A 22409-nucleotide genomic window follows, 5' to 3' on the forward strand; every position below is an offset into this window, starting at 1 on the left:
CCGCTTCGAAGGAGGGCTGCCGAGATCATAATCGCGGTAAGAGCCGTTCTCTCATCTCGTCGATGATGTCGAGCGCATCCTCGATCTCCACGAGCTTGCCCGTCTTCGGGTTTACATAGACGGAAAGCTCGATACAGGCGACGTGGAAGAGCTCTTCGACCGTGCGCCGTTCCGTACGCCGGCGAACCGGATTGCGGTCATCCGTCAGACCCCAGCCGGCATAGAACGGCTGGCCGAAGGTCACGACCCGCTTGCCGCGCATCAGGGCTTCGAAACCCGATGTCGAGGACAGGGTGTAGACAGCGGAACAGCCGTCCAGGAGGTCCACGATCGGTATGTCCTCCGCGATCACTTCGAGATTTCGCAGCCGCGATCGGCCGGCGACCGTCCGTGTCTCCAAGGCCCCTTCGAAAGGTTGCGTCACGTAGACCTGGCGCTCCGGATTTTCAGCACAGGCGACCTTCACCATCTGCTCTCCGTCGCGCGGCGCCGCCGCCGCGAACTCGATCAGAACGTCCCTTGCCGGTTGACCGATAACAACCACATGCCCGGGCTTGGCGTTGAATGGGGTTGCATCACCCGGCATCCGCTTGTTGTAGCGGGTGAAGCGGCCGGAGACGATCCTGTCGATGAGACGTCTTGCCCGCGCTGTCTGCCGTTCGGTCAGAGCGTAATGCGGATCGTTCAGCATGCGTTCCAGCCGTGAGGCTTGCCGAGAATCGAAGGCAAAACCGAGATCGTCGATCTGAAATCCCAGAGCGCGTCGCTCATCGAGTGTCGCCCGTTTGTCCGTGGCGGGCGCGAAGGAGGCAAAGGCCGCCACGTCGATGAAGAAAAGCGGTTTGTCGTAGAGATATGCGGTCTCGATGCAATCCCAGAACGCGCCCTGATGCAGGCGCTGCGAGAAGACCGCGACGGCATCGCAGGAGGGCGAGGGCCAATAGCCCACATAGGGCGTTCTCATCGCGGTCTTGATGTTCTCCGCAAAGCCGCCGTCCACGTCCCGACGTGCGGCATTACTCATCACACGCGCCTTGTCGGGGAGTGCCTCGAAAGCCTCCCTGGCATTGAACCGGACCGGGGCGCCGTTGGCGCGGTCGGTGAGTATCTGCTTTAGGGTGATCGCGAGGTGATGCGTCCGCGGCTTCGGTTTGGCCGTGGATGGCGTTCGCGTCTGGGCCGCCGGCGCATCGGCACACTGTCCACCCGATCGACGGCGGTCGACAAGCCGCAGGAGGTGGCGCATCAGCCCGTGAAGTCGCACCATCCCGACGGTCGGCGAAGGCATCTCAGCCTTATCTAGCTGTCCACACGACGGGTCAGGCGTGGCCGGTGGACGCTCGACTTCATCCTGGTATCCGGTGAGACCGAGATAGTCGTACCAGAGCAGTGCCATCGGATGCTTCAGCGACAGCCACGGTTTCCCGGTGAAGGTATAGTGGATGATCGCTGGCCCGGCCACAGCGGCGGCTACGTCATCAGCATCCATGCTGTTGAAGACGCCCAGCGAAGCCTTTCTCCATTTCGGATCGAACAGTGAACCGTGCACGTTCCATGTCACCGGCAGGTAGGTGATGCGGTCGTGGAAGAGTTCGCCGATGATCTGCTGGTCACCGAGCGTGATGCGGTATCTGTTGACGGCGAGATAATCCCGGATCAGCCGCGACACGTCCAGACGGCGCATCATCTCGATGTCCGCGAGCATGACGCCGGCATTGATGTGGAGGCCGCTTGAGGGAATGCCGAACCGCTGCTTGAGGTCCAGCGACAGCGAATCCTCGACGCCCCCGAACAGGCTGCCTTTGAGGGGCATGTCGAACAGGATGTCGATCGAGCGCCGGACAATCAGGTCGCTGTCGAGATAAAGCGCTTTGGCGACGTCGGCCGGGAGAAGTTCGTGCATGAAAAGACGGTAGAAGGTCGCGAGCGTCAGGCCCTCCGTGCTCCTGATGTCGCTGAAGATCTGCGCGTCGACGACACGCGGCTCCAGCCGGTAGGAGGTGATTGACCCGAGAGCCTCGAAACGCTGGCGATCGACCGCCGACATCTGCTCGTTGAGTAGAAGGAAGACCCGCAGCGGCTGCGACCCGGCATAATGCCGCAGCACGGAGGCAAGCGTCGCCGCCGTATAGGGCAGGAAGGCGGTATCCGCCGCCAGCACGATGTTGATGATTTGAGACGAGAATTCGGCGACCTGGCCGAGACCGGTTCCGGTCGGTTGCGGGCTGTCCATCGTGACCTGTGGCGGAAAGCTGCTGGGCTTCCGCAAATGGCGGGTAGCATGGGAGAGTTCAATCGCGGCAACCGGCGCCCACAATCAATGGCACTCTCGCATAATCTATAGGGCCCAAAGGCGCTACCGCCGCCCCGCCCGCTTCACGGCCGGATAGCGCTTGCGCCACCACACCGCGAGCCGCCGCCGCCAGCGGCGCACCGTGGCGAGGTCCTGCGACAGGACCAGCAGGCCGACGGGGATCATCCAGAAGCCGAGGATCGGCAGGAATCCGAGAAAGCCGCCGATGATCAACAGCACGCCGATGACGATCCGACCGATGCGGGAGCGGGGGAAAGGCATCTCGAAGCGACCGAGCACAAGCCGGCCGGTGTCGCTGTCGATGCGGTAATTTCTCTGATTGGCCATGCTTTTGTCTCGGCGATGTCGTGAGCCAGCATGTGGGACTGCAGCAGCCTCCCGGCAAGCCGGTCGCATTTTTTTTGAAAAATCGCTTGGCAAATCGGAAAAGCGTTTGTATTACCCCGCTCACACCGCGCCAAGCGGTATTCCCTGGTAGCTCAGCGGTAGAGCATTCGACTGTTAATCGACAGGTCGCCGGTTCGAATCCGGCCCGGGGAGCCAGATTTGAAGCTAAGCGCCTGCTTTCGTTGATTAATCCGAAAGCAGGCGCGGCTTTCCCCGCAAATCTTCCCCACTTTTGAAGCGTCGTTTCGTTCGGATAAGTTTTTTGTCGTCCCGCCGGCAAGTCTTCCATGGGCTCCGCATGCCGATTGGCCGGCGGGACGATTCGCCATAAGGCGAAAGAGTGGGAGCGCGCCGCGAGTGTGGGTGCGGGGTGTGTCGCGCTCGCCGTGGTGAAACTGGAGGCCCGCCCCGGACTCGAACCGGGAACCTGAAGGCTAGAAATCCTCTGCGCTATCCGGTTGCGCCAGCGGGCCGATTTGATCAGTCGGCGACGGGCGCCACTGCCATTTCCTCGACTTCGCGGACTGCCGCCAACGCCTCGTGTGCCATGAAGTGTGCGTCGTCGAACACCGCCTCAATCGCTTCGGAGTAAGTACGGCTGGAAACCAGCGCCTTATCGAAAAGATCCAGTGCTATTTCCAGGCGACGGCGCGCGGTGTGGGTGTGATCTGCGATCGTTTCGTTTACCATGATGTGGCTCCTCTGTTGCATCTGACCAAGTACGTTTGTACTGTGTCCAAAGAATGTCGCTTTTTTGTTACAGTGTCAACGTCCATTTGTACGGAGTACCAAAAATGGTGCCGGTTCAGTTAAAGATGGCTAGGGCCGCACTCGGCCTTGGTGTTCGCGAACTCGCGGAATTGTCAGGAATTACAGCGAACACGATATCTCGGATCGAGAACGGGAACGACGCCAAGGTCTCGACGATCGAGGCGCTGCGGAAATGTCTTGAAACAGCCGGCGTCATTTTCATCGACGGGGATGGGTACGGCCCCGGCGTCAGGCTCCGGGAAACCAAGCCAGGCGCTTGACCACTTTAGTCCCTCGTCGTAGTTTTTATGTGCGGATTAACCAGCCGCAATGTCACCACAAGAGGAGACTGCCCATCTCATTGCCGAGCGCGTGAGGTGAAACTCTTGTTTGGTGAGAAAATTGAAGATCGATCTTCCCCCGTCCGCCCATTGTGAAACTATGGGCGCCTTGGTTTGTGAATTCAAAGCATCAGTTGAATTTGCGTCGAGATCAAAGTCGACGAAGCGGGAGTATTTACGCTACCTCGACCTCATCCTCGATGCGTTCGGTGACTGGACGTTCGCGCGTTTGCAGGATCCAACCAACCGCGCCGAGTTCAAGGCGTGGCGCGACACCATGTCGTCAACGCCGCGCAAGGCCGACTACGCGTGGACGACGCTTGCGCGCGTGCTGTCGTTCGCCAAGGACCGCGGACGCATCACCGTCAACGTGTGTGAGCGCGGCGGCAGGCTTTATCGCCCAGATCGTAGCGAGTTGGTCTGGAAAGATCAGGATTTGCGCTCTTTCCACTTGGTCGCTAGCCCAAAGCTCCGACTGGCAATGCAGCTTGCATTCTGGACGGGCCAGAGGCAGGGAGATTTATTGAAGATCCGATGGAGTGATTACGACGGGCGTGTGCTGCGTTTTCGCCAGAAGAAGACAGGGGCGCGCGTAGTGGTCCCGGCGTCGGCAAAGCTGAAACAGGTCCTAGACTCTGAACCGCGTGTAGCCACGACGATCCTGACTGGTGTTCGCGGCAACACGTGGACAAGCGACGGCTTTCGCACCGAATGGCGCAAGGCGTGCAAGAAGGCCGGCATAGAGGGTCTGACGTTCCACGACCTGCGAGGCACGGCTGTCACGCGTCTGGCGCTGTCAGGTTGCAGTACGTCGCAGATCGCGGCAATCACGGGGCATAGCCTCAAGGACGTGGAGTCGATCCTAGATGCGCATTACCTTGGCGGCAAGATCGAACTCGCGAAGCAGGCGGTCGCGAGATTTGAGGCGACAACCGGCTGGCCAGAGACATGAGCTGGCAAAAACAATTGAGTTCTCACTCGACAACCTCTCCGCGTTTTGATTGAGTAACACTACCAGACAAGGGGATGGGGCATGACTAAACGAGTAGCATCAGCCGCGGCGATCGTCGCGGTGTTGACGGGTTGCCAGGGGGTCCAGCATTCGACGCCAAGTGGCCGGCCGGAGGTTACAATTGCGGCGCCCGCGAAAGAGGTGAAGACAGCCTTCGTTGGCACGCTCACGAACTTTGGTTACGAATTAAAGAGAGACTCCGATTTTCAGGTGGTCGTTGAGCGCCAGATCGACAACATGATGGCCAATGTACTCCTATCGAGCAACTATGACCCTACGGTCGAGGCCCGGATAACGGCGACGTTTCTGGAGCTTGGGCAAGCCACCCGCGTTACGACGGATATGGGGGTCGTTCGGAACGGCGGCTCCGCATTCGAGGCCGTCACAAACGTGAACAACTCCGGCGATTCTCTTGGTGTTCAGTCGTTGCTGATGGACATCAAATCAGGCTTCGAGTCGGGGAAGAGTACAAGCGAGGTTATTGCTTTCGCTTCCCAGAGAAGCATTGGCCAAAGGGCTGCTGAGCAACTTCCAAAGAAGTAACCCTGGCTCCGGATTGAGCAGCAGGTTGCCATCCAGCCGCCACCCCGCCATGATGCCGCGGGACGGGAGGATCCAATGTGCAATCTGTACAACATCTCGACAACTCACGAGATGATGCGGCAACTGGCGCGGGCCGTGATCGACTTGACGAACCGTGCCAACCCTTCTGAAGACATCTATCCGGACCGTATGGCGCCGATAGTTCGTAACTCGCCGGATGGCCGCGAGCTCGTTTACACCCGATGGGGAATGCCGAGCTCGAAAAAAGCGCTATTTGATGCCGCGACCAAGCGGGCCGACAAGCTCCGGGCGAAAGGCAAGGACGTCGATTTCGACGCGCTCCTGAAGATGGAGCCGGACGGCGGAACCACAAACATCCGCAATACCTCTAGCCAGCACTGGCGCCGTTGGTTCGGCATAGAGAACCGTTGCGTCGTTCCGTTTACGCGGTTCGCCGAGCCGGATCCTGCCAGCAAGCGGGAAGGGGGCCGCACGCCGAATGCGTGGTTTGCGATCGACGAGGGTCAGCCGCTGGCATTCTTTGCCGGTCTTTGGGTGCCGCAGTGGGAGAGTGTGCGGAAGGTCAAGGAGGGACTGATCAAGGCCGACCTTTACGCCTTCCTAACCTGCGAGCCGAACGCAGTCGTCAAGCCGATCCACCCGAAGGCCATGCCCGTGATTCTCACCAGCGAGGAGGAGATCGAGACCTGGCTCACGGCGCCGTGGCCGGAAGCGCAGCGGCTGCAACGGCCACTGCCCGATTACAGGCTCATCTTGTTGCCGGCCGAGGTTGAATGAGACGCAGCACGATTTTTTGGCTAACGCTCGCGTTGATGGCGCTTATGGCGGCGACGGCGATAAGCGGGATGATCATGTCTGTGGTTGGCATTTGGCGATGGTTTGTCACGTGACTGAAAGGGCTCGCTACTCCTCTGACCTCCCACACCAAGGACCATTTCCCGGCGGCGTAGCGATCCATGGCGCCGGCTTGCCGGTGAGCTTCTGCACAGCATCCAGCGTCGCGTGGTTTGCCACACTGATCGCTTGGTAGTGATCACAGCCAGGCGCAACATGCCGCATGTTGCCAGTGAGCGCGGAACAGAACGACCCCGCCGCCGCGACAATCTCGTCGACAGCAGCGGTGTTGAGCTTGGCGGGACGTTTCCGGCGGACCATGATAGTGACTCCTGAATGGGACCATATTCCTATAGGAATATTGTCCGCGCCGAGAGTCAAGAGGGCGTAATGTTGCTTGTCCCTTCTTGGTCGAGCCATATGGATGTTGACGTCGAAGCTGTGGCGGTGAACCACTTGTTAAGGTCTTCGGCCCACACCTCAAGCCCTTCCATCTTCCCGAAGAGATTGATCGGGTGCGAAGCGTCCGCAAGCATGGCCGACGTGATATCCGAACGGGTTCGGCCCACGCCGTAAAGGTTGTTCGCCGGCCAATAGGCCCGCATGTTCCCATCGCGAAGATTAAACCAGGACTCGCCATCGAAGGGAACGCCGCTGCGGTTCGTGCCGAGTGGAAGCGTGTTGATATTGCTGTTGAAGCCGCCTGCCTGGTCGAAATAAATTTGCGCAGAACATGCAAGCCCGCCTTCATCCCAGGCAAGCGTTCCACCGTCCAGGTCAGGACCGGCTATCGCCACCGCACCGCGCGACGTTTCCAAGTCTTCAGACGCGCCATATTTGAACGGGCGCCTTTCCGCATAAGTGCCGCCGGAGATAACCAGATCACGCGCGGCACCGACATGTAGGGCGATCGGCCCGACTGGCGACAACACGCAACGATCAAGATTGATCGCTCGCATAGGCGTTCCGCTGATTTCCACCGATGCCTTGAAACTGTCTTGCCAGCCGGCGAGCTCGTCGGCGTCGTTCTGCAAACCCATATGGTGAGCGAGGTCGACTATGTAGCAATCTTGAAAACGGGTATGCGATGATCCGCCCTGGTTAGGAATCGTGACAAGTTTCGACTTGTCGATATCGATGCTTGTCGTAGAGGACAGGCCATTGAAGCGCAGGAACTTGCCGTTGCGCCCGTTTGGAGTGGTGCTCTCCGTGTAGAGCGTGCTGGTGTAGGTGTATTCGGTCGGACCTGTGAATGTGTCGGTCTCTGTCAGCCAGATTGAACCGCCGGCAGGGTCGAACCGATGCGACGGAAACCACCGGATATAGACTTGCGTCGAGGTCTTATCGACAACCGGAAGGCAATCACCGGAGCGAATGAGAAGGCCGCTTTGAATGTCGCAGTTTGTCCACAAGCCCTGCTCATTCGTTGGCGTCGCCGTCGCGAAACCATCGGCCGGAGGCAGGAAGTTGAAAACGCCGCGCTCTCTCCAGTATCCGACAACGCGCAGCTCGTTTGCACGGGCCTCCCATCCGTTGGTGTAGTAAAGACCGAAATCGTTATCGGCCGGCTCGCGTGCGGTCGTGTAATCGACGTAGCCGCCAAGCCCGTAGGTTTCCCCGTCACCAGGGCAGGAATTGATGATCTTGATGTTATCGAGGTGCCAGCGCTGCCAACCATCCTCGACACGAGCAAAAAACCTCAGATTGCGCAATGTCGCCGGAGTCGTCCCGCTTGCGTCCTTGTTGGTCCCATCGAACAATTCGAACGTCGTAAACGGAGAGGCCGCAACCGGGTTTTCGTCGCTGGCGTCAATATCCCGCGTATATCCTACCGTTTCGCCGTTAGAGACGAAATCGACCTGGATGATGATCGGATCATCACCCATCGCAATGAAGACCGCGCCGCTTTGGGAAAGTACCAGTTCGTCAAACTCGCTGTTGGTCGCGCCGTTCCGCGTGTTCGGCGTCGTCCCCAAGCCTTCGAACTTCACGCCGCGCCGGATAAGCCAGCTTTGCGCGAAGTAGAAACCGGGCCGGAAAGTGACGTGCGGGAAATAGACCTGCGCAAAGGCACTCAGATCCTCAAGCGCGTCAGTGACATCGACAACAGCTGCCGACGTGGATGGCACGACGCCAAACCAGTTTGCACGAAGCGGCCCGTCAAACTGGCGAACCCACGCACCTGAACTGGTCGCGGTATCATCCGCTTTTAGATAAACGCCGCCTTGGACGTCAGCGGTCACCTCAGCCGAATAATCGCCAGACTTGAAGACGAAAATTCCGGCCTTGTCTTCCTCAAGCAGAACCGCAGACTGGTGGTCCCCGGTATCAAGGGCCTTGAGCGCCGTGACCGTTGTCGGAAAGGCGCTTGGCACGGCAGCAAGTGCCAGCGCTGCTGAAGCCGCGGCAGCATCGCGCGCCGCCTCAGCCTGCGCCACGAGCGCCGCGCTGGATTGATCGGAAATCAGCCTGAACGTGTTGTCGTCCGTGCGAATCCGTCCCCAAACCTCTTGGTCCGCCGCCAGCGCAGAAGCGTTTCCGCCCGTCGAAGTCTTGATCGTGAGAAGCGACCCGCCATTAAACGAAACTGTAACTGGAGAAGACGTGGTGGCTTCAAAAAGCGCAAATGCTACCAGAACGTCGTCCGCAACCGGTACGTCCGTGTCGACCTGAATCGCGTTGGCACTGCCGGCGCCGCTATCGGTTCCGATGACGAATTTGAACGGCAACGGAAGTATCTTCGACCACGAGCCGGTGCCAGTCGCACCGTTCTTCCGGTAAATGCCGTTGTATTCAGGATCTGTAGTATCGCCGTAAACGATCGCAGTCGTGTTTACGGGGTGGTCAAGGTTGGCAAACAGCGAGGACCGCTGCGAATAGGCAATCTGGCCAACGCCGTTAAATGTCGCCGTGATTGTTGACTCAATCCACGCCGACCACTGACGCGCGTCGCGCTTGTTCATCTTGTTGGGGCCTGACGACGGGACACCGTCGGTTACGAAGTCGCGCCAAACAACGGCGCCGGTAGGTGCGGGCAAGGGTGCCTCCAAAATGAAAAGGCCCGCCGAAAGGCAGGCCAGGAGGTTGCTGTGTGGGGGGTGTTATGGGCTGGCTCTATTCGTAGCCGGTGCCGTCGCTAAAGAAGCTGCCGTCGTCGTGCGGAATGCCGGAATTAGGATCGATCTTGGCCCCAATGACGTCAGGCCACTCGTGGAGTCGCCGTTGTTCGTAACCGTCGGCGCGGATCACAGTCAGATCGATGTGTGCGCCAACCGAATAGAAAGGCTCACGATCAGGTGCGGCGGGGTTGGTCATCTTCTGGCGCCGCATGCTTTCGAAAAGAAAGACCGCGTCACGCTCCAGGCCACTGGCGATCGACAAGTCGCCGTAGGCTAAAAGCTCCTCGCCTGTCGGGCTCGCGCCTTGGGCGAAGATACGCGGCATTCTGCGAAGCTGAAAAGCCGGACTGCCCTCTTCCTCGAATGTCGAGAAGACATAGCAAACCGGCCCATTCGTTTCCGATATGGCACCGATCGCCATCCGCAGCGCGTTTTCAAACCGTTTCGTGTCAGCTGATAATTGAACGATAAGTCTTTCGAGGTCTTGCGCCATTAGCCAGCCCTCCGCACGCAACGTCGCGCCGCGGCGGTTGCAACGTCGAAATTATCCATCTTGCTTTCCCTTTGGGTCAGATGCTAGGCGTCGCGCTTCCGGGCACACCAAAAGACCAACGATTCCTCACGCGCGCGTTGCGCGCACGCGAGGCAAAATCCTGTATTAGCATACGCGTTGAGGGGCGACACGGGTACGGGGCTTGAGGCGCCCGAACATTTCGGGGGAGGGGTGGGCTATGCCGCCACCCACGCAACCTTGTCGCCCGGCTCCACGAACAGATCGTAGTCCTGGCCGGCTCGGCATAGGGTACGCACCCCGCTGGAGGCGTTAGGGCTGACACCGATCGAGACCCAAGAGTCCGCTGCCGCTTGGATCCGAAAGACAGGTGCGCCCATGGAGTCGTGGTGTCCAGGAGCTGTTAATGTCGTGGTGCCTGCCTCTGTCAGCGTCTGGCTATTGACGATGTTCGATAACAGCGTCGCGTTCTGTGTGCGGCCACGATTGTAGAGCGGCCCGACGTAGCCGGCCGTAACGTGAAGTCCTGTAAATGCCATGTGTGCTATTCCCTTCTAAGTCAGTTGCATTATCGCTTGTTCAAATCGAATTGCTGCGCCGTCCCACAATATCCGCTTCATTTCTGATGCTGTCTTGAGTGAGCAGATTTTCGGGTCCACTAGGTCAACGAAGGCTTCCCGAACGGCGCCATGCTTCACGAGGCTTATTTCCCTAAGATCGGCTTCATGGATAAAGGTCACGGGAACACCATCGACCGTTTTTTGCTCTTGCCGAACCACCAGGTAACCGACAGACATTCCCACCGCATGCCGTTGCTTGACGCCGTTGACGACCGAAGCCGGTGGCCGCACCAGTCGGAAGGCAAGGCCGTCGCTGTCCGTGAGGAGCTCAAGGTTATCGTTAGTGGTTGCCACTTCGGCCGACGCTTTGTGATCGATCCAAAAGCCGATTTTCTGTCTCGAAGCCAAGGATTTGTCGAAGCACCCTTTGACGAATACCTCAATGCGCCCCTTGTACTCGTGTGCGCGATTGAACCTGCACGCATACCCCTGCAGCGCATTTTCCGTAGGATCCGATAATCCTTTCTCCTCGGTTGAGGGGCTGGTCGTCAGCCGTCCACCGACCGACGTGATATAGCCACCTACAGAATAGTGAACTGGCTCAGAGGCTCTTGTCTCATAGTCGCGCATCACCGAAAAACCTCCGGCAAATCCTTCTTATCGAGAAGGCCGTCGCGAACCGCGTGGCGCAGCGAGATACCGACGTCTGAATTTCTCTGCATCGGTGATCCGAACAGATCACGGCCAAAGTCGGAGAGTCCGGCTGGCTCCAGCCCTGCACGCAGGAATTCCCGATGCAGCTCTCCTAGTTTGTTGTGCGCCTCCGCGGCCTTTGCGAGGTGGCCGAAAAACTCGCGCGCCATGGAAGAGTATTCCGGCTTGAAGTCGGCTGCGACGTCGGCGGATACTTTCAGTCGTTCGATGCGTATATCGGACGCTATGTGCTCGATCGCCGAGTCGAGGTCGTACACTTCGCGCGCTAGTGCCGAAACAGTGTCGCGGAGGTCGGCTGGCGGTTCCGCTGTGACGCCCTGCAAAAGGGCACGAATCCGGTCTTCGCGCTGTACTGTCACAGGGCCGGATTCCGCGATCTTCTGGTGTGTTTCTGAAAGCTCGCGCCGCTTCCGTTCCCTCTGTGCCATTAGATCGGCCTGGCGCTTCTCTAGCGCCGCAAAGGCTGCAGATGCATCGCCTGGCAGTGGTACTTTTTTCATATCAAATCCTTAAAGGAGTTCGCACGCAATGCGCCGCAGCGCTGGGAGCTTGATGAGGCACGTGCGCGCCATTCCAGTTTCCACGCGGGCGCGCCGATAGACGCGCGAAAGAGCTGGCCTATCAAAGCGGCGCCCGTATATGGCGAGGAACTGGCCAGGATCAGCGGACAGCAAAATCTCGCCGGAACGAAAGTCAATGTTACCGCCTATATTGCCAGCGGCTTCGTCGAGAAGATCGGCGAGCTCGACTTCGGCATCAGGCGCGCCGTCACCGGAGGTGCGCGGCAGACCACCCAATGCAATCTCAATGTCAGCCGCACGCGACGGAAGAGGAGAGCAGCAGCCGAGGATACAGCGAGCCAGGTCAATTGAAGTTAGGGGCGGCGGCACTGGTCGACCAGCGGCAATTCGATTGCGCTGCTTGAGATGCTTTAACACGCCGTGGACGTGCGCGAGAGGTAGGCCGAGCTCGCGCGCGATCACCTCCTCGCGCTCTGCTGCGCTTGGATTGTTTTTCGGCATTTGGTGCCTTTCGCTTTTTATGGGTGTGATTGTTGCCGGCGCTCGCCCCATCTAAAAACGAGCGCCGGCGTCGCTTCCGGCTGTGAGGTGGACCGGTGGCGAACTGGAAAAAAAGAGCCGCACAGGGCGGCTAGCGGTCTGCGATGACCTTCATGGTTACAGGGTGGCGACTTCGCAGAAACCGACGTTAAGCTGCTATTTTTCTCAGTCTTGACGACAAATTGTCATTGGCGGCCTCTAGTGCCAAACGGCCAGCGCGTTCTGCGAAACTGTCGGATGCGCCAACTGCGTCGCGGCCGATTTCGGCGAGCGACTTGGCTGACATTGCGCACTCAAGGACTCGCACATCAGCCTCAGGTAGTGATTTGACGACCGCATCCCATGCAGTCGCGAAATCCGAAAGCGTCGCGAAGTCCTGCCAGTCTGTAGCACCTGGCTTGCCGGAGGGGTGCTTCACGATACCCATGAAAATTGAGCCAAGGTCTTCCGTCGCCATCGGCATACCGTCCGGTATTTTTTTGACTTCAGGTGCTGGCTTAGCATACGCCTCGGCCAGCAAGCGCCGTGCTTCAGAGCGTGACAGCCTGGCGCCCTTTTTCTTTTTCCGTCCGCCCTTAGGTGGCTCGTGTAGCTCGTCAATCCCGAACAGCGACGCGATCCGCAGATTTGCCCTGATCTGATGTTCACGCGCCACTGCAGCCCGCTTGACGACTGTTTCCTTCTCTGTCGTGAAGCGCATCGCGCCGGCCGCCAAGCGCCAGTCGAAATCCTCTACTCCACCCCCAGGAGCAATGCGCTGTGCTTTCTCGACGTGCGTTCCGTCACTGAAGCACAACCCCGCGAGCCGATGAATAAACCGAGCTCCATTGATTTCGCGGATCTCGAAATCTCCCGCGACAGGCCAGCTAATGACGCCGGCCTCAACGTGGGTGAAGCGTCCATCCGCCAGCCTCGCCTCCCGAACGTGACGAAACGTGACGACAGGCACCTCTCCATCCCTTGCAGGTACGAATACCCGCTCAATTTCTGGAAGTGATGGTGTCACCTCTAAACGGCGCTCAACAAAAAAATCTTCTGGCTTCTGGTTATCGTTGGCCGGCGTCGTTCGCCAGTTCGATTGCACAGGTTCGGAGAGGGGTGGATCGCGATACATCAGCAATAGGCGCATCCGGGCAGCCTTTTCGGCGTGGCGCGGATTCGTCTTTCGAGGCTGTGCGAAAATTTCAGAGTCGTGCTTAGGAGCGGTTTCACGCCACGCGTCGAGTGCGCGGCGGTAATCGGCTGGGGCCCAGCCATCTGTGTTCTGCATGTTGATGGTCTCGCAGGTTCGCCCGCGCGTGCGGGTGAAGTTCAGGCCGTTGTTCGGCTCTTGCTTTTGGGGTGATGCGGGCGAGCTGTATCGCCAAAGCCAGATAGGTAAAACGGGCCGAAACGTCAATGAACCGGGCCGCTTTGATTAAAAAATCAAAACTGGGAAAAACTTTCCGCATGAGTCTGACGTGGGTTTGGCGTCGGCGCCGATCGCCAAAGATGTCTATGGCCCCGGCCCAATTCCGAATTTTGGGGGTGAGAAAAATCGTTTACCGAGCCGGTCCAGTGTCCGAAAGCGCCAAGGAACACGACGGCCCCCGCCTTGACGTGGTTGCTGGTCGTGTCACTGTGCAATCAAAGGGGGAAGAACATGATCAGTCAACGCCTTGTAGCACTACACATTTGGATCGCCATCCTGTCGCTGTCATCGTGCGTTTCCTCCGAGACCGCAAACCGCGACCTGTCGTACGGCACTGGCGTCGTTAAGGTCGCCATTTCAGAAAGCTGCGGTGCGGTCATTTTTGCTCCTTCTCTCTAGTGCTGACAGGATCCAGCCGCCGCACCTCATCTTCAAAAGACAAGTAGCTGGACCCACCGTCGTTCACCTCGACGACGAACACCGGGTCGCCATCGACGTCTCTGGCGATGCCGACGACCAGGCAACGCTGCCAAATCTCACCCGCTGGTGCGTCAGGGTTCTTTCCAAAAACTATGCGCTCGGCGAGGTATGGGGTGACTGCAAACATTTCTCATTTCTCGTTTCTCTCCTCTTGTTGATTGGCATGAAGTGTCCGAAGTGTCCCTTACGCGGGCGAGACGAACATAAAATCAGAGAGAAAAAGCCTCTAATTTGGGTTACATCTCATGCGCGCAAGGGACAGTCTGGACACTTGCGTTTCTAGTATCTATGCAACTTTGAGTGCGTCTCTGATGATTTCTCTGGTTTTTTTGCGCCGCTCTTTCTCTTCTTCTGCGCGTTCCGAGTAGATCTCAAAAACGCGCGTGTCGACGGACCACTCTCTGCTGTCCCTTCGGAGCGAGGGAACTGGGGTGAGCCAGCCGAGGGCATCGAGTTGCACCATGACTGCTTCTGCCTGCGTGACATCCAAGGCCCGCATGATGCTGTCACCGCGCGCCATGTCGCGCAGCGTGATGCGGTGAAGGCCCTTAGCTAGAATGTAGCCAGCGGTGGCGAGAACCGCGTCCTGGCGCTCGGCAAGGCCGACTACGTCGGTGTAGAAGGCGATGGCATGCGGGTAGAGGAACTCATAAAGGAAGTCCCTGACGCGCGTTGCAACATCCTCATTGATGACCGACGCAGGCCGTGCACTCTTGCTTTCGATGCAGTGCCAAACAAGACAAAGGCGGGCGAACATTCCGTTGAACTTGCCGCAATGGGCGGCCAGCTTCACATTCACGGATTCCCACGCCGTCGCTAAGTCGTGGTTCCTCTCAGCAACCTCCTGCCAAACTCGTTGCGCGGCTGGAGAGAAGCGAAGGGGAACCTCTTGCATGCCACCGCGAAGCGGCTTGCGAAGGACGTGAAGTCGATCGACAAGTGCGCCATACTCTCCGACCACGTCAGGCATCGGCACGTCTTTGCCAAGCTTTCCTGCCCGAAGGATGATCGGGAATAGCCGCTGCAGAAGTCCATCGTCCTGCATTTCCTTCGCAATGGCGCGGATGGGTTCTGGCTGAATGCCACCGAGCAGCGAGCATGACAGGTTGGGTATCATGGATGCGCCACGGCCGACACGGTTGATGGTATACGGCCCGCCGTTGAAAGCCTGAAGCCAGAACCCGCGATCTTTTGCAGAACCTCGTCCGCCGCCGCTGTACTTCTCCATTGAGCCGAACCAGCCGGACAGTTCGTCCTGCAACAAGAGGACGCCGTCGGGACTGTCTTTTAGTACCTCCTGAGCGGCTTCGATCGTCGTATCCTCAAGGCGCAATCGCGTATGCCGCGGGACACTTGCAGACTTTTTAGCATCCTTGTCGAGATCGTCGTAAGCTGCCTTTGCCTCGGCGAACTGCTGATACAGAGTCTTGTCCAGCGCCTTCAGCGGTCGCGTAGCGGCATTGATGATGGGGCTCTTCATCGTCGACGGCAGGCCAACAAGAGCAACCCACAATCGCGCCGATTCCCGCCAGGATGGATCGTGCTCTTTCGGCTGAATTTCGATACTGTCGGGAATGGCGGCGGCGCAGGTGGCGAGCGCGGCCATAGCAAGGCCAGCCGGATCCGCACCCATCAAGTCGGCCTGTATGCTGGCAAACTCGCCGATGACTTCAGGCAGGTATTCCACGGTGAGCGGCGGGCATTTGGCTCGTTGCCAAAGGTCGATCGGTGGTGGCCTGTTGTCGTTCGCGTGAGGGTCTGCGGCGCGCTTCGCGAATGTCGCAAGCGGCAAGTCAAAGTCAATGCCGAGATAGAGTGAAAGCTCCTTGGTGTTGTAATTTCCTTCCGTCTTGCTGACGACGATCTCGCCGCCTTCTTTCCCTGTGACGTAAAGATCAGTCAGTTGACCTTTGATCGTCGCGGCCTTCAGCCACAGCCCATCCACTTCGCCGCCATAGCGTGCATGAAGGGTCTCGATCAGGGGGTAATGTTTATGCTGCTTGATGGGCAATGTTGTCATTCTGGGTAATTCCTCCCATAGCCGCGACCGCGGCGCTTGCCATTTCGGCAGCTAGCTCGTGCGAAAATGTAGCGACGTTTCCACCAAATGCAGACGGTGCGAACACTCGCCATCCGGACGGAGATCGCTTTAACGCGATGTTGTAGAAGCGCACGCCGAATTGTGTCTGAACGTCAAAGCGCGCAACAACGTTTCCGCCCCCCGGCGAGGGGCGGATCGATAAAATTTCCATACTTTTTTCCTTTTTCGAGCTACTGCGATGTGCTTGCGATCCACTGCAGCACGATCACGGCGCCAGCACCAAAAGCGACGCAACCAAGCATCGCGGCCAGCACTTCACAGTCGCGCGAGTTACGCGGCATATGCCGCCTCATGTCGAGCAAGAGCGCACAAATGGTACAGCGCTTCGTCGCGCATCGACAGGACTGTCCGTGTCTCCTTTGCAGAACCTTTGCACGCGTTGAGCTTACAGACGTCAAGCGCCAGTAGCGGGCGCAGTTGCTCCGCGAGTTCAATAAATGTTGTGCCGTCTGGTGGAAAGTTCTCGCTTGCGATGGCGTCCATAATCGGCTGGATCGGCGCGAGGATTGCAGAAGCTTCCATTGTCTTGCTCATGCCGCCACCTTCGACCGGCTAGCGATTTTTGACCTGATCCAGTCAAAAACCTCGGCGCGCACGAATGCGACACGTCGATCGCCGAGCTCAACGGCGATTGGAAAACGACCTTCCGAACGGTATCGGTTGATCATGGTCCTGCTCATGCTGGTCAGGCGACAAGCATCTTTCAGAGAGATGAGGGTAGGGGTGTTGTCATTGTCGTGCTGCATGGAATCTCCTCTTCAAGCGTCGGACAGAAGTCTGGCGCATTTGAACACGGTTGGTGTTTGAAGTTGTGCAGTTTGACCGACGCTATGCGCCGCGCCGACACGGACGGCGCTTCTTCCGGCGGCTTGGAGCCGCTAGCTGTCAAACGGGGAGTTCCCGCACAAAAGGATGATTGGATAAATCAACGCGCGCCTTATAAATCAGAATGTTCGAAATGTCAAGTAAAATCTACCCAATGCAGTGCTGCGCCCACGTATCCATTAGTGTCCTTCTGCGGTCCAGTGCATCTGATCTAGCATAAGACCGCTCAACAACATCCCCCACAGCATGAGCCAGCGCCGCTTCTGCTATTTCGCGTGGTGCATGTGCAGCTTCTGTTGCCCAGTCGCGGAATGTCGAACGGAACCCGTGGACAGTAACAGCAGTGCCGCCAGCACTCCGAAGCGCCTTGGCGAGTGATGCGTCGCTAAGCGGTCGCTTGTCCCTCACACCTGGAAATACGTACTCGTTCACAGACTGCTCTTTCATTTCCTTTAGAAGCGCGATGGCGGGAGGAGACAGCGGTACGCGGTGCTGTTTGCCACCCTTCATACGGACTGCCGGAATCGTCCAAACCTTCGACTTGAAGTCTACCTCCGTCCACACCGCGCCGCGTGCTTCGCCGCTGCGCGAACATGTTAGGATTGCGAACTCCAGGGCGCGAGCGCTGACACCGCTGACACCGGACAACTTCTTCATGAACGCTGGCACGTTTGAATAAGGCATTGCTGGGTGATGGTTCTTTCCGACAGCGTTCGGCTTGTGCATCACATGCTCTAGATTGCCTCGCCATGCCGCGGGATTGTCGCCCATCCGCAGCTTCTCGACCTTCGCAGCATCAAGCACACGCTCTATGCACTCTCGCAATTTTTCAGCCGACTCCTGCTTTGTGCCCCAGAGTGGTTTTAAGACGCGCTTGACGTCTTCCAGGTCGACCTCAGCGATAGGCCTGTCTCGTATCGGTGCGGCGTGTTTTTGAATCATGTTCCGCCACCGCGCTTCCGTTTTACCACCCCGCCAGCGGCCTGCGGCGACAGCGGCGTCAATAAAGCTATCCGCATACTCGCCAAACGTCTTTGCCTTCGGCTGCTCGGCAAGTGCCTGGCGCTTTTCGTGGATAGGGTCGACGCCGCACCGAACCATTTCTCGCGCCTTAGCGGCTCGCTCCCTCGCGTCGGCAAGCGTCACGGAATGAAGAGGGCCTATACCCATTTCACGGCGCCGGCCTCCGAAAGTGTAGCTTAGGATCCAGTAGCGCGCTTTTCCCTTTGTCACGAGCCACAGTCCGCCACCATCGCGAAGCTTTGCCGCTTTGCTGCTCGATATGCCCTTTACCGTCAGAACGTTTCTAGTGTGAGCGCCCATAGCTTCCCCTCTTTTTCCCCGCAATTGTACTGCGGCTTTAGATAGGCAAACGGGACAATATGGACAAGCTATGTATCTAAAAAGATTGCGAAAAAGCCAGTCCGGTTTTCGAAATGGTCATAATGTTTGATGTTTTTTATCCGGCCCGGGGAGCCAGATTTATGAAGGCCTGTGCCATTGCGGCGCGGGCCTTTTTTTCTTTTGGCGCACAGTGCTTTGCGGCGTTCAGGTTCCTGTCAGCATCTGCTGCGATCTTCCCGCCAGGATGGGCGCCCGCTTGCGGCACCGTATGCCATGATACCGGACATCATGCCGGCCCTGCCGGCGCTCCTCCCGCATGATCGTGAGGAAGCCTGCTTGTCGTTTCATTTTTCGCCGTTTCGTCGCCCAGCCATCGGCAGCGTGCCGCTCAGCCTGGCAACCGCGACCTACCTGTTATTCGTTCCCAACCGGACGTTTTGGGAGAAGGGGCTGACCTATCTCGGTGATCAGAAGCTCGCCCTTCTGGTGCTCGCCATCGGCCTTGCTGCCGCGTTCGCCGCCCTGTGTGTCGCCGTTTCGGTCAAGTACCTCACAAAGCCGCTCTTCATCGCCATCATTTTGGTCAGCGCAGCAGCCTCATGGTTTACCGACCGCTTCGGCGTCATTATCGACCTCGAAATGATCCGCAACGCCGCCGAGACCACATCGGCCGAAGCCGGAAACCTCATCACGCCGGCCTTCCTGCTGCACATGGTGCTCTATGGCCTCCTGCCATCCCTCCTCATCGTCTGGGTGCGGATCGCGCATCACGACTTTCCGCGCAAGTTCGTCCGCAATGTCGCCGTGATCGTGCCGATGCTGGCGGTCTTCGCGATGGCGGGCCTGTCCCATGCCAGCATCTATGCCTCGGTCACGCGCGAGCACCGTGACTGGTTCGATACGCTGAACCCGATCATTCCGCTGGTCAACGCGGCGCTCTATGTCTCCGCCAGCCAGAACGAGCGCGATATCGTCGCCGCTCCGCTCGGAACCGATGCCCGGGTCGCCGAGACCTCGACCACCTCCCGCAAGCCCAGAGTGACGATCCTCGTTGTGGGCGAAACCGCGCGCGCCGCCAATTTCTCGCTCGGAGGATACGCCCGCGAGACCACGCCGGAACTTCAGGCGCGCGATATCGTCTATTTCTCCGACACGTCGAGCTGCGGCACCGCGACCGCCGTTTCCCTGCCGTGCATGTTCTCGGATCTGACCCGCGCCACCTACAGCCACGCAAAGGGGCTCGCGCGCGAAAATCTGGTAGACGTGCTCGGCCATGCGGGCGTGAAGGTCGAGTGGTGGGACAACGACACCGGCAGCAAGCGAGTCGCGAGCCGGATCGGCGAGCGCAAGTTCTTCGGCCTGAACGATCCCGAGCACTGCGAGGACGGCGAGTGTCGGGACACCGTGATGCTCAACGAACTGGACGGCTGGCTGGACAGTGTGAAAGGCGATTCCGTGCTTGTACTGCATCAGATCGGCAGCCACGGACCGGCGTATTACAAACGATATCCCGAGGCCTATCGCCGCTTCGTGCCAGATTGCCGCAGCGCCGAGTTTTCCCAGTGCAGCCGTGAGGAGATCGTCAATGCCTACGACAACACGATCGCCTACACCGACCATGTCGTCGCGACCGTCATAGACCAGCTCGCCGCCCGCCAGGACCGCATCGATCCGGCGATGATCTATGTGTCCGACCACGGCGAGTCGCTCGGCGAATACGGGCTCTACCTGCACGGCGCGCCTTACATGATCGCGCCCCCGGAGCAGACTCACGTTCCCTTCTTGCTCTGGCTCGGCGACGAGGCCAAGGCGTCGCTCGACCCGGCCTGTCTCGCCGCGGAGGCCGCCCGGCCGCAATCGCACGATAACTTCTTCCACACCGTACTCGGACTGATGCAGGTGGAAACAAAAGAACTGCGATCCGACCTCGATCTCGTCGGCGCCTGCCGCCGCATGGCCGGCGCCTGACGGCCCACGGTCGCACGCCGTTCCCCAAGCCGCTCCCGAAAGCTCCCTCCTATGCGCATGGCCCAAGGCTTGGTAGGTTCGCCGGATGATGCGGATGCGGAGGACGAGGTTCGGGTGCGGGTGCTGTTGATCGAAGACGACGAAGTCCTCGGCGATGCGGTGCGGGACCATGTCACGCATGACGGTCACGCGGTGGACCATGTCCGCACGCTCGCCGAAGCGGCTGCGGCCGTCTCGGCGGTCGATTACGGTCTCGTTCTTCTCGACCTCAGGCTGCCGGACGGGCGGGGAATCGATTTCCTGACGAGCCTGCGCGACTCCGGTGCCGCGGTGCCTGTCATCATTCTGACAGCCCACGACCAGATATCCGACCGCATCGAGGGACTGAACAGCGGCGCCGACGACTACCTCGTGAAGCCCTTCGATCTCGGCGAACTGTCGGCCCGCATCCTGGCGGTGACGCGCCGTCACGCCGGTCGTCCGGCATCCGTGCTCGCGATCGGTCGGCTTCGTGTCGACGGCACCGCCCGGCTGGTGTCGGTCGATGGTGTCGACATCCAGCTCTCCGGACGCGAATGGGCGGTCCTTGACGTCCTGACGTCGCGACCCGACGCGGTGGTGTCGAAGGATCGGATCGAGGATGCGCTCTATGCCTTCGGCACGGAGGTCGAAAGCAATACCGTTGAGGTCTATGTCAGTCGCTTGCGCAAGAAGCTTGGCAAGGATGCCGTGGAGACGGTGCGAGGTGTCGGCTATCGCCTGGGGCGGGCCCCATGAGAACGGGGCCCACGAGAAAGAGTGGCATCGCCCTTCGGCTGATCGGCTGGCTGAGCGCGCTTCTGATCGTCTTCTGGCTCGCTGCGGCCGGGCTGGGACTGATCGTCATGCGCGGCGAGTTCGACGAAATATTCGACAGCGGCCTCCAACAGGCCGCGGCGCGTCTGGCCCCGGTGGTCGCCGCCAATCTCGGCGGCATAAAGATCAGTCCGCCCGCACCGCTTCCAGACGAGGCGGACGACTATCTCGTCTACCAGGTCCGCGATCACGCCGGCGCCGTGCTGATGCAGTCGCATGCGGAGCATTCCGCCGCGTTCGACATTCCGCTTGTGGCGGGTTTCTTCGAGGACCGCGATTACCGTTACTACACGATCGCCATCGGCGACACCTTCGTCCAGGTCGCCGACTCGTTGGCGCACCGGCGCGAGGCCACGCTGGAAAGCGCGGCTACGCTGCTATTGCCGATCGTGCTTCTTCTTCCTCTCGGGATTCTCGTGGTTTTCGGCGTGGTCCGCCGGTCGATGGTACCGGTCGAGATCCTGAGGGCGGAAATATCGGCCAAGGACGGCGGCAATCTCGATCCCGTCGGTGTCAGCGATCTGCCCAGCGAACTGCAGCCGATCGGCGCATCCGTCAACCTGATGCTCTCGCGATTGCGGGCTGCGCTCGATGCCGAGCGGGAATTTACCGCAAACAGCGCGCATGAACTGCGAACGCCTCTGGCCGGAGCGCTGGCGCAGACCCAGCTGTTGCTGCGCGAGCTTCAGGCAACACCGCAGGAGGCAAGGGTCGTCCAGATCCAGCAGTCGCTGACACGTCTCGCAACGCTGACTGAAAAGCTTCTCCAGCTGTCCCGGGCAGAAGCCGGGATCGGCGCGGCAGATAGGGTGACCGACCTCGTTCCCGCGCTTGACATGGTGGTCGGCGATTTCGAGCGCACGGCGCGCTGGCGCGGTTTGGTTCGCTACGAACGCTCTGCCGGGGCTGAGTTGATGCGCGCCGTCGATCCGGACGCCTTTGCGATTGTCATCCGCAACCTGATCGAGAATGCCCTAATCCATGGTGAGCGGGCGGGCGAGGTGGGCGTCGTGCTTGAGCGGGACGCCATACGCATTACCAATGGCGGCCCGGTTGTATCGCGTGACACCCTAGTCGCGGTCAGGCGCCGGTTTGCCCGGGGAAACACCGGCGGCCAGGGCACCGGTCTGGGCCTCGCGATCGTGGACCGTCTTCTCGAACATATGGGCGGCAAGCTAACCCTGTCCTCGCCCGCGCCCGGTCGCGCCGACGGCGTCGAGGCGAGGGTGACCCTTTGACGCTCTGATGCGATGCGAAA

At 59.4% G+C, this 22409-nt stretch carries 24 protein-coding genes and 2 tRNA genes; 8 read left to right on the forward strand and 18 right to left on the reverse strand.

From position 1 onward, the window contains the following. Nucleotides 1-25 precede the first annotated feature (25 nt). Together J5J09_RS09660 and J5J09_RS09665 are read right to left on the reverse strand one after the other, a co-directional pair. The gene (locus J5J09_RS09660) at nt 26-2233 is read right to left on the reverse strand and encodes a glycosyltransferase (RefSeq protein ID WP_208549585.1); all 2208 of its coding nucleotides are present in this window, start codon (nt 2231-2233) and stop codon (nt 26-28) included. Nucleotides 2234-2356: 123 nt separating this feature from the next. Then, nucleotides 2357-2641: a hypothetical protein gene (locus J5J09_RS09665; RefSeq protein WP_208549588.1), complete on the reverse strand. Its 285-nt coding sequence runs from the start codon at nt 2639-2641 to the stop codon at nt 2357-2359. A 141-nt stretch (nt 2642-2782) separates the two neighbouring features. Between J5J09_RS09665 and J5J09_RS09670 the strand changes: the two genes are divergently transcribed. Next, a tRNA-Asn gene (locus J5J09_RS09670) sits at nt 2783-2857 on the forward strand. Between the two features lie 240 nt (nt 2858-3097). Here the strand turns inward: J5J09_RS09670 and J5J09_RS09675 are convergent. Both J5J09_RS09675 and J5J09_RS09680 read right to left on the reverse strand, forming a co-directional pair. Next, a tRNA-Arg gene (locus tag J5J09_RS09675) sits at nt 3098-3174 on the reverse strand. A gap of 7 nt (nt 3175-3181) precedes the next feature. Further along, the gene (locus J5J09_RS09680) at nt 3182-3391 is read right to left on the reverse strand and encodes a hypothetical protein (protein ID WP_208549592.1); all 210 of its coding nucleotides are present in this window, start codon (nt 3389-3391) and stop codon (nt 3182-3184) included. 125 nt (nt 3392-3516) lie between these two features. Here J5J09_RS09680 and J5J09_RS09685 point away from each other — a divergent pair, with 125 nt between their 5' ends. The 4 genes from J5J09_RS09685 to J5J09_RS09700 all read left to right on the forward strand — a co-directional run bounded on the left by J5J09_RS09685 (nt 3517) and on the right by J5J09_RS09700 (nt 6145). Next, the gene (locus J5J09_RS09685) at nt 3517-3732 is read left to right on the forward strand and encodes a helix-turn-helix transcriptional regulator (protein ID WP_246745817.1); all 216 of its coding nucleotides are present in this window, start codon (nt 3517-3519) and stop codon (nt 3730-3732) included. A gap of 121 nt (nt 3733-3853) precedes the next feature. Further along, a complete protein-coding gene (locus J5J09_RS09690; RefSeq protein WP_246745818.1) occupies nt 3854-4744 on the forward strand; it encodes a tyrosine-type recombinase/integrase in 891 nt (296 codons plus the stop codon). An 81-nt stretch (nt 4745-4825) separates the two neighbouring features. Next, a complete protein-coding gene (locus tag J5J09_RS09695) occupies nt 4826-5347 on the forward strand; it encodes a hypothetical protein (protein ID WP_208549598.1) in 522 nt (173 codons plus the stop codon). Between the two features lie 75 nt (nt 5348-5422). Beyond that, a complete protein-coding gene (locus J5J09_RS09700; RefSeq protein WP_208549601.1) occupies nt 5423-6145 on the forward strand; it encodes an SOS response-associated peptidase family protein in 723 nt (240 codons plus the stop codon). A 126-nt stretch (nt 6146-6271) separates the two neighbouring features. Here the strand turns inward: J5J09_RS09700 and J5J09_RS09705 are convergent, their stop codons facing one another. From J5J09_RS09705 to J5J09_RS09770, 14 genes are all read right to left on the reverse strand, one after another. Beyond that, entirely contained in the window at nt 6272-6523 is a 252-nt protein-coding gene (locus tag J5J09_RS09705) for a hypothetical protein (RefSeq protein WP_208549604.1), read from the reverse strand. A 56-nt stretch (nt 6524-6579) separates the two neighbouring features. Then, on the reverse strand, nt 6580-9240 hold the full coding sequence (locus J5J09_RS09710; RefSeq protein WP_208549605.1) for a hypothetical protein: 2661 nt from the start codon (nt 9238-9240) through the stop codon (nt 6580-6582). Between the two features lie 76 nt (nt 9241-9316). Then, nucleotides 9317-9814 carry a hypothetical protein gene (locus J5J09_RS09715; protein WP_208549608.1) on the reverse strand — a complete coding sequence of 166 codons (498 nt, stop codon included), beginning with the start codon at nt 9812-9814 and terminating at the stop codon, nt 9317-9319. 236 nt (nt 9815-10050) lie between these two features. After that, a complete protein-coding gene (locus J5J09_RS09720; protein WP_208549610.1) occupies nt 10051-10371 on the reverse strand; it encodes a hypothetical protein in 321 nt (106 codons plus the stop codon). A 15-nt stretch (nt 10372-10386) separates the two neighbouring features. Continuing rightward, nucleotides 10387-11022 (reverse strand): HK97 family phage prohead protease, encoded by a 636-nt coding sequence (locus tag J5J09_RS09725; protein ID WP_208549612.1) that lies wholly within the window; start codon nt 11020-11022, stop codon nt 10387-10389. Further along, nucleotides 11022-11606 (reverse strand): hypothetical protein, encoded by a 585-nt coding sequence (locus tag J5J09_RS09730; RefSeq protein WP_208549613.1) that lies wholly within the window; start codon nt 11604-11606, stop codon nt 11022-11024. Before J5J09_RS09730 ends, J5J09_RS09725 begins: the two co-directional genes overlap by 1 nt. A 9-nt stretch (nt 11607-11615) precedes the next feature. Further along, the gene (locus tag J5J09_RS09735; RefSeq protein ID WP_208549614.1) at nt 11616-12128 is read right to left on the reverse strand and encodes a hypothetical protein; all 513 of its coding nucleotides are present in this window, start codon (nt 12126-12128) and stop codon (nt 11616-11618) included. A 187-nt stretch (nt 12129-12315) separates the two neighbouring features. Further along, a complete protein-coding gene (locus tag J5J09_RS09740; protein ID WP_208549615.1) occupies nt 12316-13437 on the reverse strand; it encodes a hypothetical protein in 1122 nt (373 codons plus the stop codon). 517 nt (nt 13438-13954) lie between these two features. Then, entirely contained in the window at nt 13955-14185 is a 231-nt protein-coding gene (locus J5J09_RS09745; RefSeq protein WP_208549619.1) for a hypothetical protein, read from the reverse strand. A 159-nt stretch (nt 14186-14344) separates the two neighbouring features. After that, entirely contained in the window at nt 14345-16078 is a 1734-nt protein-coding gene (locus J5J09_RS09750) for a DUF3987 domain-containing protein (protein ID WP_208549627.1), read from the reverse strand. Further along, entirely contained in the window at nt 16050-16310 is a 261-nt protein-coding gene (locus J5J09_RS09755) for a hypothetical protein (RefSeq protein WP_208549628.1), read from the reverse strand. Before J5J09_RS09755 ends, J5J09_RS09750 begins: the two co-directional genes overlap by 29 nt. A gap of 119 nt (nt 16311-16429) precedes the next feature. Continuing rightward, nucleotides 16430-16693: a hypothetical protein gene (locus J5J09_RS09760; RefSeq protein WP_208549629.1), complete on the reverse strand. Its 264-nt coding sequence runs from the start codon at nt 16691-16693 to the stop codon at nt 16430-16432. After that, entirely contained in the window at nt 16690-16905 is a 216-nt protein-coding gene (locus J5J09_RS09765) for an AlpA family phage regulatory protein (protein WP_208549633.1), read from the reverse strand. The genes J5J09_RS09760 and J5J09_RS09765 overlap by 4 nt, the downstream gene beginning before the upstream one ends. Nucleotides 16906-17131: 226 nt before the next feature. Next, nucleotides 17132-18307, reverse strand: a complete 1176-nt coding sequence (locus J5J09_RS09770) for a site-specific integrase (protein ID WP_208549635.1) — start codon at nt 18305-18307, stop codon at nt 17132-17134. Between the two features lie 357 nt (nt 18308-18664). Between J5J09_RS09770 and J5J09_RS09775 the strand changes: the two genes are divergently transcribed. The 3 genes from J5J09_RS09775 (at nt 18665) to J5J09_RS09785 (ending at nt 22389) form a co-directional block, all read left to right on the forward strand. Then, nucleotides 18665-20296: a phosphoethanolamine--lipid A transferase gene (locus tag J5J09_RS09775; protein ID WP_246745819.1), complete on the forward strand. Its 1632-nt coding sequence runs from the start codon at nt 18665-18667 to the stop codon at nt 20294-20296. Between the two features lie 114 nt (nt 20297-20410). Continuing rightward, nucleotides 20411-21073, forward strand: coding sequence for a response regulator (locus J5J09_RS09780; protein WP_208553467.1), 663 nt, complete (start codon nt 20411-20413; stop codon nt 21071-21073). After that, nucleotides 21070-22389, forward strand: coding sequence for a HAMP domain-containing sensor histidine kinase (locus tag J5J09_RS09785; RefSeq protein ID WP_208549638.1), 1320 nt, complete (start codon nt 21070-21072; stop codon nt 22387-22389). The genes J5J09_RS09780 and J5J09_RS09785 overlap by 4 nt, the downstream gene beginning before the upstream one ends. The last annotated feature ends 20 nt before the right edge of the window (nt 22390-22409 follow it).

The sequence above is a fragment of the Ciceribacter sp. L1K22 genome (assembly GCF_017599385.1).
Classification (GTDB): domain Bacteria; phylum Pseudomonadota; class Alphaproteobacteria; order Rhizobiales; family Rhizobiaceae; genus Allorhizobium.